At 68.4% G+C, this 19,115-nt stretch carries 15 protein-coding genes; 9 read left to right on the top strand and 6 right to left on the bottom strand.

Annotated elements, in window-relative coordinates; all coding sequences use genetic code 11:
- Nucleotides 1-22 precede the first annotated feature (22 nt).
- Together ASF53_RS00165 and ASF53_RS00160 are read left to right on the top strand one after the other, a co-directional pair.
- A complete protein-coding gene (locus tag ASF53_RS00165; RefSeq protein WP_056192029.1) occupies nucleotides 23-1,711 on the top strand; it encodes an acyl-CoA dehydrogenase family protein in 1,689 nt (562 codons plus the stop codon).
- Nucleotides 1,712-2,116: 405 nt separating this feature from the next.
- A complete protein-coding gene (locus ASF53_RS00160) occupies nucleotides 2,117-4,051 on the top strand; it encodes a C1 family peptidase (protein ID WP_056192026.1) in 1,935 nt (644 codons plus the stop codon).
- A 45-nt stretch (nucleotides 4,052-4,096) separates the two neighbouring features.
- Here the strand turns inward: ASF53_RS00160 and ASF53_RS00155 are convergent, their stop codons facing one another.
- Together ASF53_RS00155 and ASF53_RS00150 are read right to left on the bottom strand one after the other, a co-directional pair.
- Nucleotides 4,097-4,276: a hypothetical protein gene (locus ASF53_RS00155; RefSeq protein WP_056192024.1), complete on the bottom strand. Its 180-nt coding sequence runs from the start codon at nucleotides 4,274-4,276 to the stop codon at nucleotides 4,097-4,099.
- A gap of 87 nt (nucleotides 4,277-4,363) precedes the next feature.
- The gene (locus tag ASF53_RS00150; RefSeq protein WP_056192021.1) at nucleotides 4,364-5,635 is read right to left on the bottom strand and encodes a glycosyltransferase family 4 protein; all 1,272 of its coding nucleotides are present in this window, start codon (nucleotides 5,633-5,635) and stop codon (nucleotides 4,364-4,366) included.
- 214 nt (nucleotides 5,636-5,849) lie between these two features.
- On the opposite strand from ASF53_RS00150, the gene ASF53_RS00145 reads away from it, so the two are divergent.
- From ASF53_RS00145 to ASF53_RS00130, 4 genes are all read left to right on the top strand, one after another.
- On the top strand, nucleotides 5,850-7,154 hold the full coding sequence (locus tag ASF53_RS00145; protein ID WP_056192018.1) for a glycosyltransferase family 4 protein: 1,305 nt from the start codon (nucleotides 5,850-5,852) through the stop codon (nucleotides 7,152-7,154).
- A gap of 229 nt (nucleotides 7,155-7,383) precedes the next feature.
- Entirely contained in the window at nucleotides 7,384-7,740 is a 357-nt protein-coding gene (locus ASF53_RS00140) for a phasin (RefSeq protein WP_056192015.1), read from the top strand.
- Nucleotides 7,741-7,903: 163 nt separating this feature from the next.
- A complete protein-coding gene (locus ASF53_RS00135; protein ID WP_056192013.1) occupies nucleotides 7,904-8,692 on the top strand; it encodes a phasin family protein in 789 nt (262 codons plus the stop codon).
- A 300-nt stretch (nucleotides 8,693-8,992) separates the two neighbouring features.
- Nucleotides 8,993-10,459 (top strand): DegQ family serine endoprotease, encoded by a 1,467-nt coding sequence (locus tag ASF53_RS00130; protein ID WP_056192010.1) that lies wholly within the window; start codon nucleotides 8,993-8,995, stop codon nucleotides 10,457-10,459.
- A gap of 77 nt (nucleotides 10,460-10,536) precedes the next feature.
- Here ASF53_RS00130 and ASF53_RS00125 read toward each other — a convergent pair whose 3' ends face one another.
- Complete coding sequence (locus ASF53_RS00125) at nucleotides 10,537-11,763, bottom strand: GGDEF domain-containing protein (protein WP_056192007.1); 1,227 nt, start codon at nucleotides 11,761-11,763, stop codon at nucleotides 10,537-10,539.
- Between the two features lie 376 nt (nucleotides 11,764-12,139).
- Here ASF53_RS00125 and ASF53_RS00120 point away from each other — a divergent pair, with 376 nt between their 5' ends.
- The gene (locus ASF53_RS00120) at nucleotides 12,140-12,391 is read left to right on the top strand and encodes a hypothetical protein (RefSeq protein ID WP_056192005.1); all 252 of its coding nucleotides are present in this window, start codon (nucleotides 12,140-12,142) and stop codon (nucleotides 12,389-12,391) included.
- A 122-nt stretch (nucleotides 12,392-12,513) separates the two neighbouring features.
- Here the strand turns inward: ASF53_RS00120 and ASF53_RS00115 are convergent, their stop codons facing one another.
- Together ASF53_RS00115 and ASF53_RS00110 are read right to left on the bottom strand one after the other, a co-directional pair.
- Nucleotides 12,514-12,744: a hypothetical protein gene (locus tag ASF53_RS00115; protein WP_003597189.1), complete on the bottom strand. Its 231-nt coding sequence runs from the start codon at nucleotides 12,742-12,744 to the stop codon at nucleotides 12,514-12,516.
- A gap of 90 nt (nucleotides 12,745-12,834) precedes the next feature.
- Nucleotides 12,835-15,903: a glycosyltransferase gene (locus tag ASF53_RS00110; protein WP_056193745.1), complete on the bottom strand. Its 3,069-nt coding sequence runs from the start codon at nucleotides 15,901-15,903 to the stop codon at nucleotides 12,835-12,837.
- A gap of 332 nt (nucleotides 15,904-16,235) precedes the next feature.
- On the opposite strand from ASF53_RS00110, the gene ASF53_RS00105 reads away from it, so the two are divergent.
- Together ASF53_RS00105 and ASF53_RS00100 are read left to right on the top strand one after the other, a co-directional pair.
- Nucleotides 16,236-17,507, top strand: coding sequence for a hemolysin family protein (locus tag ASF53_RS00105; RefSeq protein ID WP_156635357.1), 1,272 nt, complete (start codon nucleotides 16,236-16,238; stop codon nucleotides 17,505-17,507).
- Between the two features lie 8 nt (nucleotides 17,508-17,515).
- Complete coding sequence (locus ASF53_RS00100) at nucleotides 17,516-18,226, top strand: SIR2 family NAD-dependent protein deacylase (RefSeq protein WP_056192000.1); 711 nt, start codon at nucleotides 17,516-17,518, stop codon at nucleotides 18,224-18,226.
- 110 nt (nucleotides 18,227-18,336) lie between these two features.
- On the opposite strand, the gene ASF53_RS00095 is transcribed toward ASF53_RS00100, so the two are convergent.
- A complete protein-coding gene (locus ASF53_RS00095; RefSeq protein WP_056191997.1) occupies nucleotides 18,337-19,083 on the bottom strand; it encodes a proteasome-type protease in 747 nt (248 codons plus the stop codon).
- Nucleotides 19,084-19,115 lie beyond the last annotated feature (32 nt).

Raw genomic sequence — 19,115 nt, 5'->3', positions numbered from 1 at the left:
GCGCTTGAAAAGAGAGTCCCACATGGCAGCTTCCCCCGCCGTCCAGCCCGCCAACGACCCGAACGATTTCGTCGCCCTGGCCAAGGACGCCGCCGCGGGCGCCAAGGCCCTCGTCGCCGAGGCGACCGCCCGCGTGAAGGCGCGGGTGACGGGCCCCGAGGGTAAGCTCGACGCGGGCGCGCTGGAGCGCGAGCAGCACGCCGCCCACGGCCTGTCCTGGCTCGCCACCTACGGCGAGGCGGTGCGCGAGCTCGCCGACTACGCCGAGCGGCTCAAGGGCGAGGGCAGCTTCGGCGAGACCGAGGCGCTGCTCGTGAAGATCGGCGTCGGCGAGTATCTCGACCAGATGTTCGGCGGCATTCCGATGAGCCAGGGCGAGATGGTCCGTCCGACCGCGCTCGGCTTCACCGCCGCTGAACTCGCGTCCTTCCGGACGCCGGCCATCGACGCCATGGTGGCCGAGGGCAACACGCCGGCCAACCGCGCCGCGCTGGTGGCCAAGATTCGCGAAGCCACGAGCGCGGGGGCGGCCACCATCGGCGCCTCGGGCCTCGACGAGGATATGGAGGCGATCCGCTCCGAGATGCGCCGCTTCGGCAAGGCCGAGGTGGTGGAGCAGGCCCACGAGTGGCACCTGAAGAACGCCTACATCCCGATGTCGATCATCGAGAAGATGGCCGAACTCGGCGTGTTCGGCCTCACCATCCCCGAGGAATACGGCGGCATGGGCATGCCCAAGGCCGCGATGTGCGTGGTCTCGGAGGAGCTGTCGCGCGCCTATATCGGCGTCGGCTCCCTCGGCACCCGCTCGGAGATCGCCGCCGAACTGATCCTGTGCGGCGGCACCGAGGAGCAGAAGCAGCGCTTCCTGCCGGGCATCGCCAGCGGCGACATCCTGCCGACCGCCGTCTTCACCGAGCCGAACACCGGCTCCGACCTCGCGAGCCTGCGCACCAAGGCCGTCAAGGACGGCGACCAGTGGAAGATCTCGGGCAACAAGACCTGGATCACCCACCCCGTGCGCGCCGACATCATGACCGTGCTCGTGCGCACCAAGCCCGAGGAGAAGGGCCACCGCGGTCTCTCGATGCTGATCGCCGAGAAGCCCCGCGGCACGGACGAAGAGCCCTTCCCGGTCCAGGGCCTGTCCGGCGGCGAGATCGAGGTGCTCGGCTACCGCGGCATGAAGGAGTACGAACTCTCCTTCGAGGACTTCGCCGTGCCGGCTAACAACCTGCTCGGCGAGATCGAGGGCAAGGGCTTCGCCCAGCTCATGCAGACCTTCGAATCGGCCCGCATCCAGACCGCGGCCCGCGCCATCGGCGTGGCGCAGTCAGCCCTCGATATCGGCCTGCGCTACGCCGAGGAGCGGGTGCAGTTCGGCAAGGCGCTGGTCGAGTTCCCGCGCGTGGCCGACAAGCTCGCGATGATGGCGGTCGAGATCAACATCGCCCGCCAGCTCACCTACTTCTCCGCCCGCGAGAAGGACGAGGGCAAGCGCTGCGATCTCGAGGCCGGCATGGCCAAGCTGCTCGGCGCCCGCGTCGCCTGGGCGGCGGCGGACAACGCCCTGCAGATCCACGGCGGCAACGGCTTCGCGCTGGAATACAAGATCAGCCGCGTGCTGTGCGACGCGCGCATCCTCTCGATCTTCGAGGGTGCCGCCGAGATCCAGGCCCAGGTCATCGCCCGGCGCCTGCTGGAGCAGTAAGCGCATCAGCGACGGACTCGACAAGAACAGCCCCGCCTGGCCCTGTGCCGGGTGGGGCTTTTGTTTTCGCCGCGCCGACTCGAAATCCGCGTGAAGGTCGGACGAACCGATCGAACCCGCCGAGGCCAATTTCCGATCGAATTACTCCTTTTGGTCAGCGTCCCTCCGAGATCTGTCGTCTACAGAGCCGGGCGCACCAGTGACGGCATCCAAATGTGCAAAATTGAAATCGCGCGTAAAATCAGGCATTTCGCCGTCTTTCAAATTTCACGGCACACGCTTTGATGAAAATTCTAGAGTTGCTAATCTGAAGTTGTGAGAACTCTCGCGAAAATCACCCCAAGCGTTTAATGTCGCGGATTCGCGAACGGCATGGTTCCTCCGTCGCGTGACAGGGAGGGTTTCATGGATATGAAAACACCCGCCAAACGCACATTCGATGCGCTTCCAGACACAATCGACTTCCGCGATACGCTGTACATCTCAAGTCTCGTTGCGGTGAGGGCAATCTCGGACATCGAGAGCTTTCGAAGTCACAAAATCCCGATCCTCGATCAGGGTAAGGAGGGGGCCTGTACCGGGTACGGCCTCGCCACTGTCGCGAATTACCTGATTAAGGCGCGGGGCGGCACGGAAACGGCCGATTCGGTCAGCGCCTGGATGCTCTACGCGATGGCCAAGCGCTACGACGAGTGGCCGGGCGAGGAGTATGACGGGTCCAGCGCCCGGGGGGCCATGAAGGGTTGGCACAAGCACGGGCTCTGCGCGGAGAGGCTCTGGAAAGACAAGAAGGGGGACGTCACGCTCACCGAGACCCGCGCCGCCGACGCCCTGGAGCGTCCGCTGGGCGCGTATTTCAGGGTCAACCACAAAGACTTGGTGGCGATGCACGCGGCCATCAGCGAGACCGGCGTCCTATTTGCGACGGCCACCGTGCACACGGGGTGGCAACGGGTCCAAGAAGGCGATGAAGCCATCGTCTTCGAGGAAGGCGTAATCGGCGGCCATGCCTTCGCCGTCGTCGGATACAACCGGGAGGGCTTTTGGATTCAGAATAGCTGGGGGCCGCGCTGGGGCAGAGGCGGAATCGCTCTCCTGACCTACGCCGACTGGCTCAGTAACGGCACCGATGTCTGGGTGGCGGCCCTCGGCGCACCGGTCGCAGTCGGCCGGCCCGTAGGTTCATCAGAGATGATGGTCGGCGCGCCGCGCAGCTATGAGAGTCAGGTCTACGCCTCGCTACGCCCCTACATCATCGCCTGTAAGAATGACGGGCTCCTCGACGACAAAGGCTCCTACGGCCTGACGCCGAGCGCCCTGCGCAGCCTCATCACCGAACAGATGCCCAAGCGCATGGATGGCTGGGCGAAGAAGAAAGTCGTCATCTACGCGCATGGCGGCCTCGTCTCGCAGGATGCTGCGATCCAGACCGTCGCCAACAACCGCGAACCCCTGCTCAAGGCCGAGGTCTATCCGCTCTCCCTCATCTGGCGATCGGATGCTTGGACGACGCTCGGCAACATCCTCAGGGAGGCGGTCCGTGGCCGGCGCGACGAGGATTTCCTCGATCGCGCCAAAGACTTCATGCTCGATCGCCTCGACGACACCCTCGAACCCCTGGCGCGGCTCCTCGGCGGCAAGGCACTCTGGGACGAGATGAAAGAGAACGCCGAAGGCGCCACGAAGAACAAGAAGGGCGGCGCACGGCTGATGGCCGACCACCTGATCGAGCTCTACAAAGACGGAGGGATCGACGAGATCCACCTCGTAGGCCATAGCGCCGGCTCGATCCTGCATGGCTTGCTGGCGCAGCATCTCGTCGATGGCGGCGTCAAAATCAGGAGCCTGTCGCTTTGGGCACCCGCCTGCACGATGGACTTGTTCGATACCGTCTTCAAACCGCTCATTGAGGCCGGCAAGATCGAGAGCTTTGATCTCTACACGCTCGACGACGCCACCGAGCAGAACGACCATTGCGCCAACATCTACCACAAGTCGTTGCTGTATCTTGTCAGCGCAGCCTTTGAAGCACGCCCACGTATTCCGGGCGTACGGGACGGCGTTCCGATCCTGGGAATGGCCAAGTTCGCCCAGACAATCCCCAAATCCTTCTGGCGACCGCAGGCGTGCAACTGGTTCCTCTCACCGAGCGAGAAGAGTCGATCCGTCCATCACGGGGATTTCGACAACGACGGCACGACACTGCAATCAACGCTCAGCCGCATCCTCAGGCAGGACATCACCCTCGACCTGACGGGCGCAACACAATCGATGCTGGCCAAGTCGGGCCTGGCGCAGCAGCGCCGCCGGGCCAAGCTGAACGTCGCCCTTGTACGATAAGGCGCGGGAGCCGGGCGCCTTATCGCCCGGCTCCGTTCCAACCCCTTACTTCGTGATCTTCACCGAGACCGGATCGCTCGACGGGAAGGTCTCTTCCAGCGCCTCGTCGAGGCGCTCGTCCTTCTCGTCCTTCGAATTCTCGGGCATCGACTTGTCGCCCTTGCCGTCCTGCTGGAAGCCCTTGGGCTTGGTCTCGTCGGTCGGCTGCTTGGTGGTCTCGGACATGGGGATCGGTCTCCGTTGTCGAGCGCGCCGCGTGTCGCGGCCTTCATGCGCACCAACGCGAGGCGAGCGTTCCTGTTGCGTCGCGGCTTACAGGCCGGCGGATGCCGCGCCGCGCAAACCCGGCCCCTCGACCGGGCGAAGGGCGGGCGCCTCGCGCATCACGAGGCCGTAGACCTGCTCCAGCCGGTCGAGATGCGCGTCCACGCTGAGCGGCGCCGCCCAGTAGCGCTCGTAGGCGCGCTCGGCCATTCGGGCGGCGAGCGCGTCGTCCGACAGCCGGGTGAGGTGGGCGGCGAGCGCGCCGGCATCGCCGGAGCGGAACCAGAACCCGTTCTCGCCGTCCTCCACCGCCTCGCGCCCGGCACAGGCATCGGAGACGATGACCGGGCAGCCGCAGGCCAGCGCTTCGTAGACGGTGAGCGGCTGGCCCTCGTACCAAATGCTCGGGAACACCAGTGCGCGGGCACGCCGCATCAGAGCCTGCACCTCCGGCCCGGTCTTCCAGCCGAGCATCACCGCCTCGGGATAGCGCGCCTTCAGCTCCGCCGCGTTCGGACCGTCGCCGACGAAGACCGGGCGGAGGCCGGCCCGCCGCGCGGCCTCGGCGAAGACCGGGGCGCCCTTCTCCGTCGAGATGCGGCCGACGAACAGAACATCACCCCGGCCCTCATGCTCGAGCGGCTGCCGCTCGACCGAGATCGGATTGTCGATCCGGTGGAACACCGTGCGCGGAGGCAGGAGCGGCGCGACCACCCGCTCTTGGAGCGCGCTGATCGTGACCACGTGGCGGAACAGGCTGGGCAGGCCGGCGACGTGCTCCAGGCCGAGATGGCGCACCACCCGCAGGAGCTTGCGCGGATAGGAGCGCGCGTCGCAATTCGTGGTGAGACAGGCCGCCGACATCGGCGTGCGGTGGCAGATCCGGTCGGCCGGATATTCGTAGAAGCCGCCATTGGGGCAGACGAGGAAGAACTCGTGCATCGTGTAGAGGCACGGCAGACCCGAGCGCCGGATCGCCGTGCCGATCGAGGGTGAGAGCGCCTTGGCGAAGGCGTGGACATGGACCAGCGTGTCGCGGGGATCGCACAGCGCCAGTTCCGCGGCGAGGCGTGCGGATGCGCGGCGGTTCCAGATCGCCTGGGCAGCGAAGGCGAGTTTGTTGGTGGTGGAGGCGATGTCGTCCTGCCCGAGGCAGACGACGCGCGCGCCGCTCTCGGCGAGTCGGGGATCGATTGGGCCGACCGCGGCGAAGACCGTGACCCGGTGGCCGCGTTGGCGCAGGCCCACAGCAGAGTCGAGGGCGACTTTGGCTTGGCCGCCATTGATATGGGCATGATCGAGAACGAGGACGACGTGCACGGCGATTCTCGCTCCCTCGCCACCTCGTGACCCGCCCGATGCACGGTGTCTCACGGAGGATCGGTGTTTGGCCGACGTTTACCAGCCGGCAGTTGATCTCCCGTAAACCCTGAACGGACACGCGCCGCGCCAGGGCGGCCTCACCGCGAGAGCATCGTTTCGTCCGAAGATTTCTCTTCGGGACGGTGCCCGCGCTTCCGGACGGGGCGCCACCATGCACGTCGTGATCCTCGCCGAATTCGCCGCCGCGAGCGGGGGCGCCGAGAAGGTCGCGATGGAATCCGCCCGCGGGCTGGCGGAGGCCGGCGCGGAGGTGACCTACATCCAGGCGATCACCGGGCCCGTCGATCCGCTGCTCGACCATCCGCGCCTGCACCGTATCGACCTTGGTCTGCCGGATGTGTGGTCGCTGCCGGCATGGCGCGGCGCGGCGTCGGGGATCTGGAACGGCGAGGCCGCCGCGCGGCTCGCGGGCGCCCTCTACAGCCTGCCGGTGCCGCCCGACTGTCTTCACTTGCACCAGTGGACCCGCGCGCTCTCACCCGCCGTGCTGCCGGTGCTGCTCGGCCGCGGCGTTCCCCTGGTTCTGACCCTGCACGACTACGCCCTCACCTGCCCGAACGGTGTCGATTACCGCTTCGACCGGGCCGAGCCCTGCGCGCTGGTCCCGCTCTCCGGCGCCTGCCTCGCGGCCGCCTGCGATCCGAAGAGCCGGCTGCACAAGCTGGTGCGCGTCGGTCGGGCCGCCGCCCTGCGGGTCGCGGCAAGAGGGGCCGACCTCGACGTCGTCCATGTCTGCGACGGCAGCCGTGCGCGGGTGGCGGGACGGTCCGGGGCCCTGCGCCTGCGCCATCACCGCATCGACAACCCGGTGCGGGTGGAGAAGCGCGCGCCGGCCATGCCGGCTTCGGGCGATGCGATCGTCTATGTCGGGCGCCTGACCCCGGAAAAGGGCGCCGATCTCGTCGCCGCGGCCGCGCGACAGGCCGGACTGCCCGCGCTCTTCATCGGCGCCGGCCCGCTCGAAGCGCGTCTGCGGGCGGAGGGCGCCGAAATGCTCGGCTGGCGAAGCCCGGAGGCGGTCGAGGCGATCCTTAGCCGCCGCGCGCGTGCGCTCTGCGCACCCTCGCGCTGGGTCGAGACCGGGCCGCTCACGGTCTACGAGGCGCTGGCCCAGGGCATTCCCGTCGTGGCGTCGCGCCGCTCCGGTGCGGCGGAGAAGGTGATGGACGGTGAGACCGGCTTCGTCGTCGAGCCGGAGGTGGCGGCGCTGGCCGGCGCCTTCGAGGCGCTCAAGGACGACGCGCTGACCGCCCGCCTCGGCCGGGAGGCCTATGACCGGTACTGGCAGGCGCCGCTGACGCTCGCCGCCCACGCCCATTCGCTGCTGGCGCTGTATCGGCGAATCGGGGACGAATACAAAATGCGGCAGTGCGATATGAGCCCGTCCGCCGCCGAGCCTGCGGTTGTCCATTCCTTGGGCAACACCCTTGGCAAAGGGCGTTCGCTGCCATTATAGTGCCAGATGCAGCGCCGTCCCGTATGAGGGTCGCCCGGTCGAATCGCGATTTATAACAAAACCTTAATTCCATTCGGTGCGCGGCTGGATATTGCTGTTCGAGCACCCGAAACTGTCCTTGACTTTTATGTTGCACCGCAACATATGAGGTGCGGGCCGGTTAGTCGCAGGGACGCTTTCGATGCTCCCTGAAACCGAATTCTCCCGGTCCGTCTGACAGGAGAGACAGATGAGCACCCAGAGCTTCGAGATCCCCGCCGAGTTCCGCGACTTCGCCGACAAGAGCGTCGATCAAGCTCGCAACGCCTTCGGCACGTTCCTGAACGGTGCGGTGAAGACCTCCGAGCAGCTCCGGAACTCGGCCACGACCGTCCAGTCGACGCTGAACGCCGCGGTGCTCAAGAGCCTCGACCACACCAAGACCAACGCCGACGCCGCCTTCGACTACGTGCAGCGCGTCGTGCGCGCGAAGGACCCGCGCGAGGCCTTCGAGATCCAGTCCGAGTTCCTGAAGACCCAGTTCGCCGCGTTCCAGGCCCAGGCCAAGGAATACGGTGCCCTCGCTCAGAGCGCCGCTGGCCGCTAATCCGGTCCGGCTGCGGGCTCAGGCCCGCTGGGGAGCATGAGAGGCCGAATCCGCATTCAGCGGGCTCGGCACACTCGTGCTTCAACGCTATGCTCCGTCGCAGCGCTCCGGGCTCGGCTCGGAACCGCGCTGAGGCAGAGGGTTTCGAACGAGGAGAAGGCCCATGTCGTCGAGCCGCCGCAGGGGACGCGCACCCGGAGCGTCCGCCACTACCCCGTCGCCGACCGTCACCGCGACGCCGACCGAGGTCGCCGATGCGCTGCTGGCCGAGACGCCGGCCGACGCGGGCTCGGAGCCTGAAACGCACGCGCCGGAGACCGCCGAGGCCCCGGTCGTAGAGGCGCAAGCCGCGGAGACTCAGGCTGCGGAGGCCCAAACGGTCGAGACCCAAGCGGTCGAGATCGCCGAGAGCCCCGCAGACGAGGCTGTCGAAGCGTCCGGCGAGCCGGCCCCGGCCGAGGTGCAGTCCGCTGCGGACGACCAGCCGGCCGAGGCTCCCGAAGAGACGGTCACCGCCGCGTCGGATGAGGCGCCTGCTGTGATTGCCGAACCGGAGGTCGTTGCGGCTGAGGCGGTCGAAGCCGTCGAAACGGCGACCGAGACGCTTGCCCAGACCGCGCTGCTGCCGGCGCTGGCCGAGGCCAAGCCCGAAGCCAAGGCATCCGACGACGCCCGGCCCAAGACGCACAGCGTCCGCATCGGTGCGAATTTCGCTTTCGCGCCCACGCTCGCGCCGCTCACAGAGATCAACGCGAAGCTGTTCGCTTTCGCCCGCGGCGAGAGCGAAGCGGTGCTCGCCCATTTCCAGGCGCTCGCCCGCGCCAAGTCCCCGGCGGAGGCGATCCGCCTTCAGGTGACGGAGATGCAGCGCGCCGCCGACGCCTCGTTGAGCTGCTTCAGCGAGATCGTCCGCAGCGCCAACCGCCTGCACGACACCGCCCACCGGCACTGACTTCCGCACCGGCCAAGACACGCGATCGGGGCAGTCGCCATCGGGCGGCTGCCCTTTTTCGTTCGCCCTCAGATCATCCGGGGGTGAAAAGCGCTCTGCATTCTGCGCCCCAGCTGCGCCCGAACTGAGCCGAAGCGGGCCGAGGACACGCCTCTCCGGGGGTGTGCGCCGGCGTTTGTTTTGGGTCGGACAGCAGGGTGATCGCGGTCGGCATCGCTGATGCTGCGCCAGCCCCTCGCGCCCTGCGGTCGCAGCGTCTACATAGCCCGCCACCGCTCCAGCGACCTCCGGAGACCTCGCATGCCCTCCTCGCCGCTCCTGCCGGCCTGCCTCCTATCCGTGCTTCTCGTCGCCACGCCCGCGGGCGCGCAGATGGCGAACACGCCCGGAAAGCCCGCCGCCGAGAAGGCGTCTCCCGATAAAGCGGTGCCCCTGTCGAAGGGCGAGATCCAGCTCTCCTTCGCCCCCGTGGTGAAGCGGGCGGCGCCTTCCGTGGTCAACGTCTATGCCTCCCATGTCGAGAAGCGCTCCGCCCGCTCCAACGCCATGGAAGAGTTCATGCGCCGCTTCTTCGGCGAGGACCGTCCGGGCCGCGGCCCCAGCGGCATGCCCGGCGAGCGGGCACAGCGCTCCCTGGGCTCGGGCGTGATCGTCGACGGCTCGGGCCTCGTCATCACCAACAACCACGTCATCGAGAACATGAACGAGGTGAAGGTGGCGCTCGCCGACAAGCGCGAGTTCGAGGCGCAGATCGTGCTGCGCGACCCCCGCACCGACCTTGCCGTGCTCAAGATCAAGGGCCCGGCCGATATCGCCGCGATGCCGATCGGCGATTCCGACCACTTGGAAGTCGGCGACTTCGTGATGGCGATCGGCAACCCCTTCGGTGTCGGCCAGACGGTGACGCAGGGCATCGTCTCGGCCCTCGCCCGCACCCAGGTCGGCTCGTCGGACTATCAGTTCTTCATTCAGACCGATGCGGCGATCAATCCGGGCAATTCCGGCGGCGCGCTGGTGGATCTGAAGGGGCATCTCGTCGGCATCAACACCGCGATCTATTCGCAGTCCGGCGGCAGCCACGGCATCGGCTTTGCCATTCCGGCGAGCATGGTCCGCGCCGTGGTCGAGACCGCCAAGAGCGGCGGCAGCCTCGTGCGCCGGCCCTGGCTCGGGGCGCGGGTGCAGGGCGTGACCCCGGATATCGCCGAGAGCGTCGGGCTCGACCGGCCGACCGGTGTCTTGGTGGCGAGCATGCAGGCCAAGAGCCCCGCCGAGGAAGCCGGCCTCAAGCGCGGCGACGTGATCCTCACGGTCGATGGACAGGCCGTCGAGGATCCGGAAGCCTTCGGCTACCGCTACGCCCTCAAGGGCATTTCCGGCACGGCCGATTTCGGCATCCTGCGCGGCACCAAGCGGCAGACGATCCAGATCAAGCTCGGACCGGCGCCGGAGACGCGGCCCCGCGACAGCCTCAAGGTCCGCACCCGCACGCCGTTCGCGGGCGCGACCTTCGTCAACACTTCGCCCGCGGTGGGCGAGGAGCTTCAGGCGGACCTGCCGGACGAGGGCGTGGCGGTGACCACCGTCGAAGACGGTTCGCTCGCCGGCCGGGCGGGCTTCCGCAAGGGTGACGTGATCGTGGCGATCAACGGCATGCCGATCACCTCGACCAAGGATCTGGAGCGGGTAACGCAGCGCAATCTCGGCCTGTGGGAGGTCGCGATCAACCGGGGCGGCGAAGTCCTGACCTCGGTGTTCGGCGGGTAGACTCGCGTCCCGAACGGCCGCCCCCGGCTCTCAAATACGATTCGAGACCGGGGCCCGGAGCAAGGCGATCGCGGGGCCTACCCCGCTTTCAGGAAATAGGGGGGCGTGGCCTTGCCGCCGACGGCGCGGTTGCGTCCGCCTTGCTTGGCCGCGTAGAGCGCGCGGTCCGCCATGGCCAGAAGCGCCAATTTCGGGTTGGCCTGCCCGACATCCGCCGCGCGCGCGCTCAGCGCCACGCCGACGCTGACCGTGACGATCCGGATGCCGTCGCGGCGGCCGGGATGACGCAATCCGAGCGCCGCGACGGCGCGGACGACCTCTTCGGCGAGGGCTATCGCCTCCGCTGATCCTCCGCCCCTCAGGACCACGGCGAACTCCTCCCCGCCGTAGCGGGCGCAGAGGCGGTCGGCGCGATCGAAGGTGGAAGCGGCCAGCGTTTCGGCCACGCGGCGCAGGCATTCATCGCCGGCGGGGTGGCCCAGCGTGTCGTTGAACGGCTTGAAGTGGTCGATGTCGATCATCAGCAAGGCGACCCGACCACCCTCCGCCAGCCAAGTGTCGAGGCAGAGATCGAGGGCGCGCCGGTTGGGAAGACCGGTCAGGGCATCGGTCTGCGACAGGTCCTCGAAACGCTTGCGCGCGTGTTCGGCGATGTCGCGCAGCATGCGGGCGCGCAGGCCCGTGAGGTAGTCGCGGCAGCGTCGCGCCTCCATCTGGTAGTTGGCGTAGAGACTGCACCCGCAGGTCGTCGCGAGTTGGAGCGCCAAGGCGACGCCGAGCCCGGGATCGAGTCCGGGTTTCACCGCGAGGGCGAGCAGCGCGACGACGAAACTGGTCGCGGTCACCACCACGGCGTGCGGAAAGCGCAGGGTGAGAACGATGTTCCCGAACATGATGGCGAGGAGAATCTCCGCGAAGGAGTAGGCTCCGAGCGGTGCTTGGGTGAGCCAGAACAGCATCACCGTCGGCAGGATCCCGCCGACCATCCCGGCAAGCATCAGGTGTTCGCGCCGGGCCGCGCCGACCCGGCCCACTGCCCAGACCAGCAACAGCGCCACGGGCGTGAACACCACGAGACGCAGCACAAGGCCCAGGACGGCGATGTCCGGCATCAGGAACCAAGAGGTCACATTGTAGACGTTGTAGACCAAGAGGCCGACGAGGGCGTTGCGGCGCAGGTCGGACGCGCGTGTGCGCCCATGCTCGCTCTCGTAACGCTCCGCCACCGAGGGACTGAAGCGCAGAAGGCGATCCAGGTCCGTGGCGGCGTCGGCCGCCTCCCGGTTCGCGACGGCTGGGAGCATGGGTTCAGGGTCTCTGATCGTACCACCGGACTCGATGCGCCCGAGCGGTAAAGAACACTTATAAAGGCCCTGAACCTGAGGCCAGCATACGTTATTTTTTGTTGTGGGGATGAAGCGGCCCGAGCCCCGCGCGACGCGCAGGCCGTCACGCCCGTTTCGGACACCGACGCGCCATGTGCGCTCGCGCGCGTCCCCGGCCGCGGCTTGGCGTTACGGATCGGGGCGAACGAGCGGAAAGAACGGTCTGTTTCCGATGTTGCGCCGGAAAGGTGCGACGCAATCCGGTAACCGTACGAAGCAATCCGCCAGCAACCCGGCGTCCGTAGAACGGCGCCACACGAGAGCCGGAAGGGCTCCGAACGGTGGGGCGGACATCATGCGGGACCTGATCAAGATCGCGGCGGCCGGAACGGTGATGGCAGCCTATGCCCTTCTCGCGCCGTCCCTCGTCGAAGCGGTGCCGAGTCCGGCAGGCTCGGCGAAGGCCTTCACCCAGCGTCTGCCGCAAGCGGGCGGCGCGGTTCCGGTAAGTGCCCGGATCGACGACGGAGCGCCGGTTCCGGGGCAGTTCGTGGTGACCCGCCGGCCGCTTCTGGTCGGCATCTCGGCGGGCGACGCCTCCCGATGACCACCGCGGACACATCGCTGCTCGCGGCGGCGTTCGTGCTCGGCCTCGGAGCGGCCGTTCTTCTCAACGCCCTGCTGACCTGAGGAACTCTATCGGGCCTCGGCGGGCGCCGCGGAGGCTTCTCAGGCGGCGACGCTGGCCAGGGCGTGGCGGTTGCCGTTCAGGCCCGCGCAGAGATCGTCGATCTCGGTCACGTCGAGGGCCTCGCCGCTGCTGGCGGCGATGGTGTCGATCAGGTCATCCTTGCGAGGGTCGAACGGGTGGCCCTGCATCCGGTAGAATTGATAGTAGCGCAACGCCGCCAGAAGCGTGTCGCGTTCGCGGGCGGTCACATTGAGGTTCTGCGTGGTCATGGGCTTCCCCTTGGCTTGCAACGAACGCCGGGCGAGACCGCGCGAGACTCGCCTAGCTTGACCGTTGTAGCCGCTGAGTCGCAGCCCCGTCTATGACATGTGGGGGGATCGCGCGGCGCGCAGCCCGTCCCGGCGATCGACCGGGGCGGCCTCTCCCCTTCCCGCCTCGGGCGCGATGGCCGAGAGGGCGGCCGCGTCGAGCCCGTAATAATCTTCCAGAATTCGCGGGTAGACGGTCGGCCGGAACGGCACGCGGGCGGCCCAGAGCGCGTCGACGGGAAGCGCGAGCAAGGCTGCATTCAGCCGCTGCGGGTCGTCGGCCAGGGCCGGGTCGAGGCGATGGCCCGCCCCGCTCTCGCGCAGCCGCTCGGCCTGGGCGCCGAGGTCGAACACCACCGGCGGTACCCCCGCCGCCAGCGCCAGGGAGAGCGTGTAGCAGTAGGTCTCGGGCCAGATCGACGGGAGCAGGACGAGGTCCGGATCGAGCCGGGCGATCTCGGCGAGCGCCGCCGCATCGCTGCCGTAGAGGCCGGTCTCGCGCACGCCCGCTGCCTCCATGGCGCGCGGCTCGGCAGAGTGGCCGACGATCGTGAACACGATCGGCAATTGCCGCAGCCGGGCATCGAGGGCAAGGTTGTGGACGATGTCGTAGCCCTTATGCGCGCCGATCGATCCGATCACCGCGACCCGCAACGGCCCTTCCCGGCGCTGGCGCGCCTTGAGTTCGACGCCGGCCAGCGCCTCCTCGTGCGGGCGCACAACGATGCGGTCGAGATGCAGCGTGCTGCCGATGCGATCGGCGAGATCGGCCGAGGGAGCGAACACCGTCCGGGCGCGGTCGAGGAACCCGGCCCAGATCCGCCGCCGTTCGGCGGGATCGGGCAGGACGATCCCGTCGGCGTCACGATCGAGGCGGATGCAGTCGCGGCAGGCGGCGGGCTCGGCCAGCCCGCAATAGACACCCTCGGGCCGCACGAGATTGTTGCGGTGACAGACGGCGGCATAGTCGTGCAGCGTCACATCGTAGCCGGCGCCGGCCTCCTCGATCAGCCGCATCGCCACGCGGGTCGAGGGCGCATCCAGCCCCGCCAGCGAGTGGACATGCACCATCGCCGGGCCGAGCCAGCCGATCAGTTCGGCGAGAAGATCCGCATCCCGGTCGAGGGAGAGCGGATCGAGGATCGAGACGGGAAAGTCGATCGCGCTCCCACCGGGCAGGCCGAGCTTGAACCCGCCGGGCTCGTCGGTGCGCAGGTAGACGACGGCGAGACCGGCCTCGGCGAGCCGGGCGCTGAGCGCCTCGATATGGGTCTCGACGCCGCCGCCGAACTCGTGGGTCACGATCAGGGCGAGGCCGCGCCCGGCACTGGCCGTGGCGCGCTTGGCGAAGCGGTAGAGGTCGAGCCGGCGCCGGGCGAAGCGGGCGGGATCGACCTCGATGTGGTTATGGACCCGGCGCTGGTAGTCCGGGTGCTTCGTGAGGATCGCGCGGAAGATGTCCGCACCCTTGGTCGCCAGCAGCGCGCCGAAGGAGACGCTGCCGGAGTGGAACACGAAGATGTCGTGGGCCAGGAGGTTGATGAAGCCCGCCTTGAGGGCGCGCATGCAGAAATCGTTCTCTTCGCCGTAGCCGCGCCCGAAGGTCTCGGCGTCGAGGAGCCCCACCGCCGCGATCGCCTCCCGGCGCATCGCCATGCAGAAGCCGACGCCCGTCGGCACCGGCGAACTCGTGCGGGCGTTGCAGGCGCGGGTGAAGGCGTCGATCTCAGCCGGTGTGATCTCGAGCTGGGCTTGGTTATCGACGTTCGGCCGCGGATAGCTGCAGATCGTGGCGTTGTTGGAGAACGGCGTGACCGTCGCGACGCGGGGGTCGGCGTCGAGGTGCCAGAGCAGGCGGTCGAGCCAGTCGCCGTAGACGACCACGTCGGCATTGAGGAGCACGACGTCCTTGCCCGTGGCCCGTTCCAGGCCGCGGTTGCAGGTTCGCACGAAGCCGAGATTCGCCTCGTTGACGAGATGGGCGAACAGGCCCCGGCCGCCGAGCTCGGCCAGAGCGGCGCTCAGGCGTGGATCGGGGCTGCAATCATCGATGACGAGAAGGGCGAAGGCGGTGGCCTGCCTTGCGCTCAGCACCGAGTGGATCGCCCGCAGGGTGTCGTCGTAGCCCTTGTAGACGGGCATGATCAGCACGACCCGCGCCGCCGCGATATCGGCGGCAGGCCGCACCTGCTCCCATTCGGCCGGTGTCGGCGCAACTTGCGCGGGCCAGGTTCCGAGACCGAACGGCGTCGGGCGGAAGCCGCGCGCCCGGCCGACCGCGAGGTAGTGGAAGAACGGGTTCACCCCGGCCCCGATCTCCCGACGGTAATGCTTGCGGTAGAAGCGCACAGAGAAGTCGGGGCTCGGATCGCGGTCCTCGCGGGCACCGAAATCGAGGAAGTGGCGGACCGGATCGACGCCGGAGCGGCGGATGTCGGGGTTGGTGTCGAGGTAGTGCTCCCGGTCGAAGGCCGCCGCCACCGTCTCGTAGATCTGCGCGTCGGAGGCCTCCGCCGGATCGGCGGGGAGCGCCGCCGCCTGCGGCTTGGCGCGGCGCGCGGGCGGTGCGGCCGCCTCCGAGGCCTGGAGCCGCCGCGTCGCGGCGAAATGATAGAGCGGGCTGACCCCGAGCCGGCGCATATGCGCGTGGCGCTGGAGGTAGGCGTCGCCCGAGAAGGCGTCGTTCGGGTCGAGCCCGCGGCGCCAGCCCTTGGTCAGGTAATGGGCGAGCGGGTCCTCGCCCCCTTCGAGACCGGCGAGGCGGGCATAGTACGGCGCATCGAAATAGGGCTCGGCCACGCCGGCCTGGAGTGCGGGAAAATCCGGGCCGGGCTGCGTCGCGACCCGCAGCCGTTCGGCCGGTGAGAGCGCCGCATAATGGAGAAGCGGGTTGATCGACGCCCGGTCGGCGAGGTGACGGTCGGCGTAGAACAGCGTCGAGAACACCGCGGACGGGTCGCGGCCCTCCAGCCAGCCATGGTCGAGGTAGTGCCGGAGCGGATCGCCGCCGCCCGCGGCCACGTCGGGATAGGCCGAGCGGTAGAAGGCGGGATCGAAGAAGGGGGCGGCCATCGCGGCATCGCGGTGCCGGGGCCGAAACAGCTTCGGCAGCTTGATCACGGCCACATTCCTCGACACCACAGAGACCGGGCTCCGCCGCCGGACTCTGCCCTTCGAAACGCATGGAAACGAAGTGTGGCGCGGCCGGGGCGACGCCCTCCCCATACAGAAGGGTGGCGGCCGGCTTCCACGAAAATGACGATACGCCGGCCGATGTCGTGACGCGGGCGCGGTCGCCCACGCGAGAATGCGTCCGAACCTCTTCCCCCGTGACCGGGTTCGGCTCTAAGCATCGGTGCCGCCATCGGGTTGCGGCTTTGAGTTGCGGCATCGCCCGGGAGGGCACGATTTCGGACGGTCTCTGGTCTTCGGCGGTTGGCCTCGTCGCGGTCATCGCGCTCGTCTTCGCCAACGGCTTCTTCGTCGCGGCGGAATTCTCCCTCGTCGCGGTGCGGCGCAGCCGGGTCGCTGAACTCGTCAACGAGGGCCGGCTCAATGCAAAGGCGCTTCAGCGCGCCACCGACCGGCTTGATGCGCATCTCGCCGCGACGCAGCTCGGCATCACCCTCTCCTCGCTGGCACTCGGCTGGGTCGGCGAGCCAGCCCTGGCCCACCTGATCGAACCGCTCCTCGACTGGCTGCCGGAGACCGCTGCCGGCCCGACCGCGCACACGCTGGCCGTGGCTTTGGCCTTTGCCGTCATCACCACCCTGCACATCGTGCTGGGTGAGCTGGCGCCGAAAAGCCTCGCGCTCCAGCGCAGCGAGCGCACGGCGCTCGTGATCGTGCGGCCGCTGACCCTGTTCCTGCTGGTCTTCGGCCCGGCGATCCACCTCCTCAACAGCCTCGGCAACGGGGTGCTGCGGCTCCTCGGCCTGCGGCCCGGCGAGGGCGAGGGAAACCTCCCCTCCCCGAAGGAACTCAGCCTGCTCGTAACCGCGAGCCACGAAGCAGGCCTGCTGCACGAGGCGCAGGAGGATGCGGTGGCGCGCATCCTCGCCATCGGCGAGCGGCGCATCCGCGAGATCATGACGCCGCGCAACGAGGTGGACTGGGTCGATCTCGACGATTCGCAGGAGCAGATCATCGAGGCGGTGCGTGCCTGCCGTCACGAGCAGCTCGTCGTCAGCCGCGCGCAGATCGATGACGTCGTCGGCGTGCTGCGCAAGCAGGATCTGCTCGACCAGTTCCTCGACGGCAAGCCGCTCGACGTGAAGGGAGCGACCCGCGAGCCCATCGTCGTCCATGAGGGTCTGGCGATCCTCAAGGTGCTGGAGATGTTCCAGACGAAGCCGGTGCGCATGGCGATCGTCGTCGACGAGTATGGCAGCCTGGAGGGCATCGTCACCCAGACCGACCTGCTGGAGGCGATGGCCGGCGAGATCCCGGAGCCCGGCGAGGAGCGGATGGTGATCGAGCGCGAGGATGGCTCGCTGCTCATCGACGGCATGCTATCGGCGACCGACGCATTCGACCGCCTCGGCTTTCCGGAGCGCCCGCGCTCGGATGACTTTTCCACCCTGGCCGGCTTCTTCATCGTCCAGCTCGGGCGCATCCCGACGGAGGGTGATGCGATCGAGACGCAAGGCTGGCGGATCGAGGTCGTCGACATGGATGGGCGGCGCATCGACAAGGTGCTCGCCACCCGCCTGCCCGACGCTTGAGCCGCTTAATGTCCAACATCTTCGTTCTGACGGGTGCCGGAATCTCCGCCGAGAGCGGACTCGGCACGTTCCGCGACACGGACGGCGCCTGGGCCCGGTTCGACCCGATGCGCCTCGCGACGCCCGAAGGCTTCGCCGCCGACCCGGCGCTGGTCCACGACTTCTACAATCATCGCCGCCGCGACGCCCGCGCCGCCACGCCGAACCCCGCGCACACGGCGCTGGCCCGGCTGGAAGCCGGCTTGGCGGAGCGGGGCGGCCGGCTGTTTCTGTGCACGCAGAACATCGACGACCTGCACGAGCGGGCGGGCTCACGCCACGTCGTGCACATGCATGGCGCGTTGCTGAAGGCCCGCTGCACCGCCTGCGTAACGGACACCGTCTGGCACGAGGATCTCACCGTCGAGACTGCCTGCCCGCATTGCGGTCACAGCGGCGAGATGCGGCCCGACGTGGTGTGGTTCGGCGAGATGCCCCATCACCTCGAAGCGATCGACGAGGCGCTCGCCGAGGCCGACTTGTTCGTGGCGATCGGCACCTCCGGTGCGGTCTACCCGGCGGCGGGCTACGTGGCGCAGGCCCGCGCCTTCGGCATCCCGACGCTCGCCCTCACCCTCGAGGCCGCCGACAATGCCGGCCTGTTCGAAGCGACCCGGCTCGGGCGCGCGAGCGAGACCGTGCCGGCCTTCGTCGAAGAGGTCTTGGGCGGGCGCGGGTAGCGTCGCAGCCGAGAGACCCCGGCCTGATGGCATCAGGCCGGGGTCTCTCGGTCTTTGATTGAATGCGTATTCTCATCGACGAACCGGTCGCCACTTCGTCGGAATGCGCTCTACCGCTGCGGCCCGTAGGGCGGCCGCGGAATCGCGCGATGCGCCGCGCGCAGGGCCGCCGACCAGCGCTCGCGCAGATCGTGAAAGTAGCTCTCTCCGGCCTCGATGCGATGGCTCACTTCGAGGTCGAGGGCGCCGCGGCGCTGCACGGCGATGTCGATCGGCAGGCCGACGCCGAGATTCGAGCGCATGGTCGAATCCATCGAGACCAGCCCCACCTTCAGCGCGTCGTAAAGGTCGGTCTCGAAGGTCACGGCGCGGTCGAGGATCGGCTTGCCGTATTTGTGCTCGCCGATCTGGAGGAACGGCGCCTCGCGGCTGCACTCGATGAAATTGCCGGCCGAGTAGATCATGAACAGCCGCATCGGCTCGGTGCCGATCTGCCCGCCGAACAGAAACGAGACCTCCATGCGGAGGTTGGCCGCCTCGAACCCGGCCGCCTCGATCTCGCGCACCCGGCGAATCGCGCGGCCGACGAGCTGGGCCGCCTTGAACATCGTGGCCGCGTCCATGAGCTTGGCCGGCGCCTCGCCCTCGATGTCGTCCACGCCCTCGCGGAGCATGCTGAGCACCGACTGCGTCATGGAGAGGTTGCCGGCCGAGGCCAGCATCATCACGCGCTCGTTCGGCGTGTTGAACATGTGCAGCTTGCGGTAGGTCGAGATGTTGTCGAGCCCCGCATTGGTGCGGGTGTCGGCAATCATCACCAGCCCGTCCTCGACGAGCACTCCGACGCAGTAGGTCATGGCGGTCGCCGCCTCAGGCAGGGGCCCGTGCG

It is taken from the genome of Methylobacterium sp. Leaf123 (assembly GCF_001423405.1).
Classification (GTDB): domain Bacteria; phylum Pseudomonadota; class Alphaproteobacteria; order Rhizobiales; family Beijerinckiaceae; genus Methylobacterium.
This window is presented reverse-complemented; position numbering and strand designations above follow the sequence as displayed.

Excerpts from the sequence above, each read along its gene's own strand:
- ASF53_RS00165 (WP_056192029.1), top strand. The coding sequence starts at position 23 with ATGGCAGCTTCCCCCGCCGTCCAGCCCGCCAACGACCCGAACGATTTC.
- ASF53_RS00130 (WP_056192010.1), top strand. The coding sequence starts at position 8,993 with ATGCCCTCCTCGCCGCTCCTGCCGGCCTGCCTCCTATCCGTGCTTCTC.
- ASF53_RS00140 (WP_056192015.1), top strand. The coding sequence starts at position 7,384 with ATGAGCACCCAGAGCTTCGAGATCCCCGCCGAGTTCCGCGACTTCGCC.
- ASF53_RS00115 (WP_003597189.1), bottom strand. The coding sequence starts at position 12,744 with ATGACCACGCAGAACCTCAATGTGACCGCCCGCGAACGCGACACGCTT.
- ASF53_RS00160 (WP_056192026.1), top strand. The coding sequence starts at position 2,117 with ATGGATATGAAAACACCCGCCAAACGCACATTCGATGCGCTTCCAGAC.
- ASF53_RS00145 (WP_056192018.1), top strand. The coding sequence starts at position 5,850 with ATGCACGTCGTGATCCTCGCCGAATTCGCCGCCGCGAGCGGGGGCGCC.
- ASF53_RS00135 (WP_056192013.1), top strand. The coding sequence starts at position 7,904 with ATGTCGTCGAGCCGCCGCAGGGGACGCGCACCCGGAGCGTCCGCCACT.
- ASF53_RS00155 (WP_056192024.1), bottom strand. The coding sequence starts at position 4,276 with ATGTCCGAGACCACCAAGCAGCCGACCGACGAGACCAAGCCCAAGGGC.
- ASF53_RS00120 (WP_056192005.1), top strand. The coding sequence starts at position 12,140 with ATGCGGGACCTGATCAAGATCGCGGCGGCCGGAACGGTGATGGCAGCC.
- ASF53_RS00095 (WP_056191997.1), bottom strand. The coding sequence starts at position 19,083 with ATGACCTACTGCGTCGGAGTGCTCGTCGAGGACGGGCTGGTGATGATT.
- ASF53_RS00100 (WP_056192000.1), top strand. The coding sequence starts at position 17,516 with ATGTCCAACATCTTCGTTCTGACGGGTGCCGGAATCTCCGCCGAGAGC.
- ASF53_RS00125 (WP_056192007.1), bottom strand. The coding sequence starts at position 11,763 with ATGCTCCCAGCCGTCGCGAACCGGGAGGCGGCCGACGCCGCCACGGAC.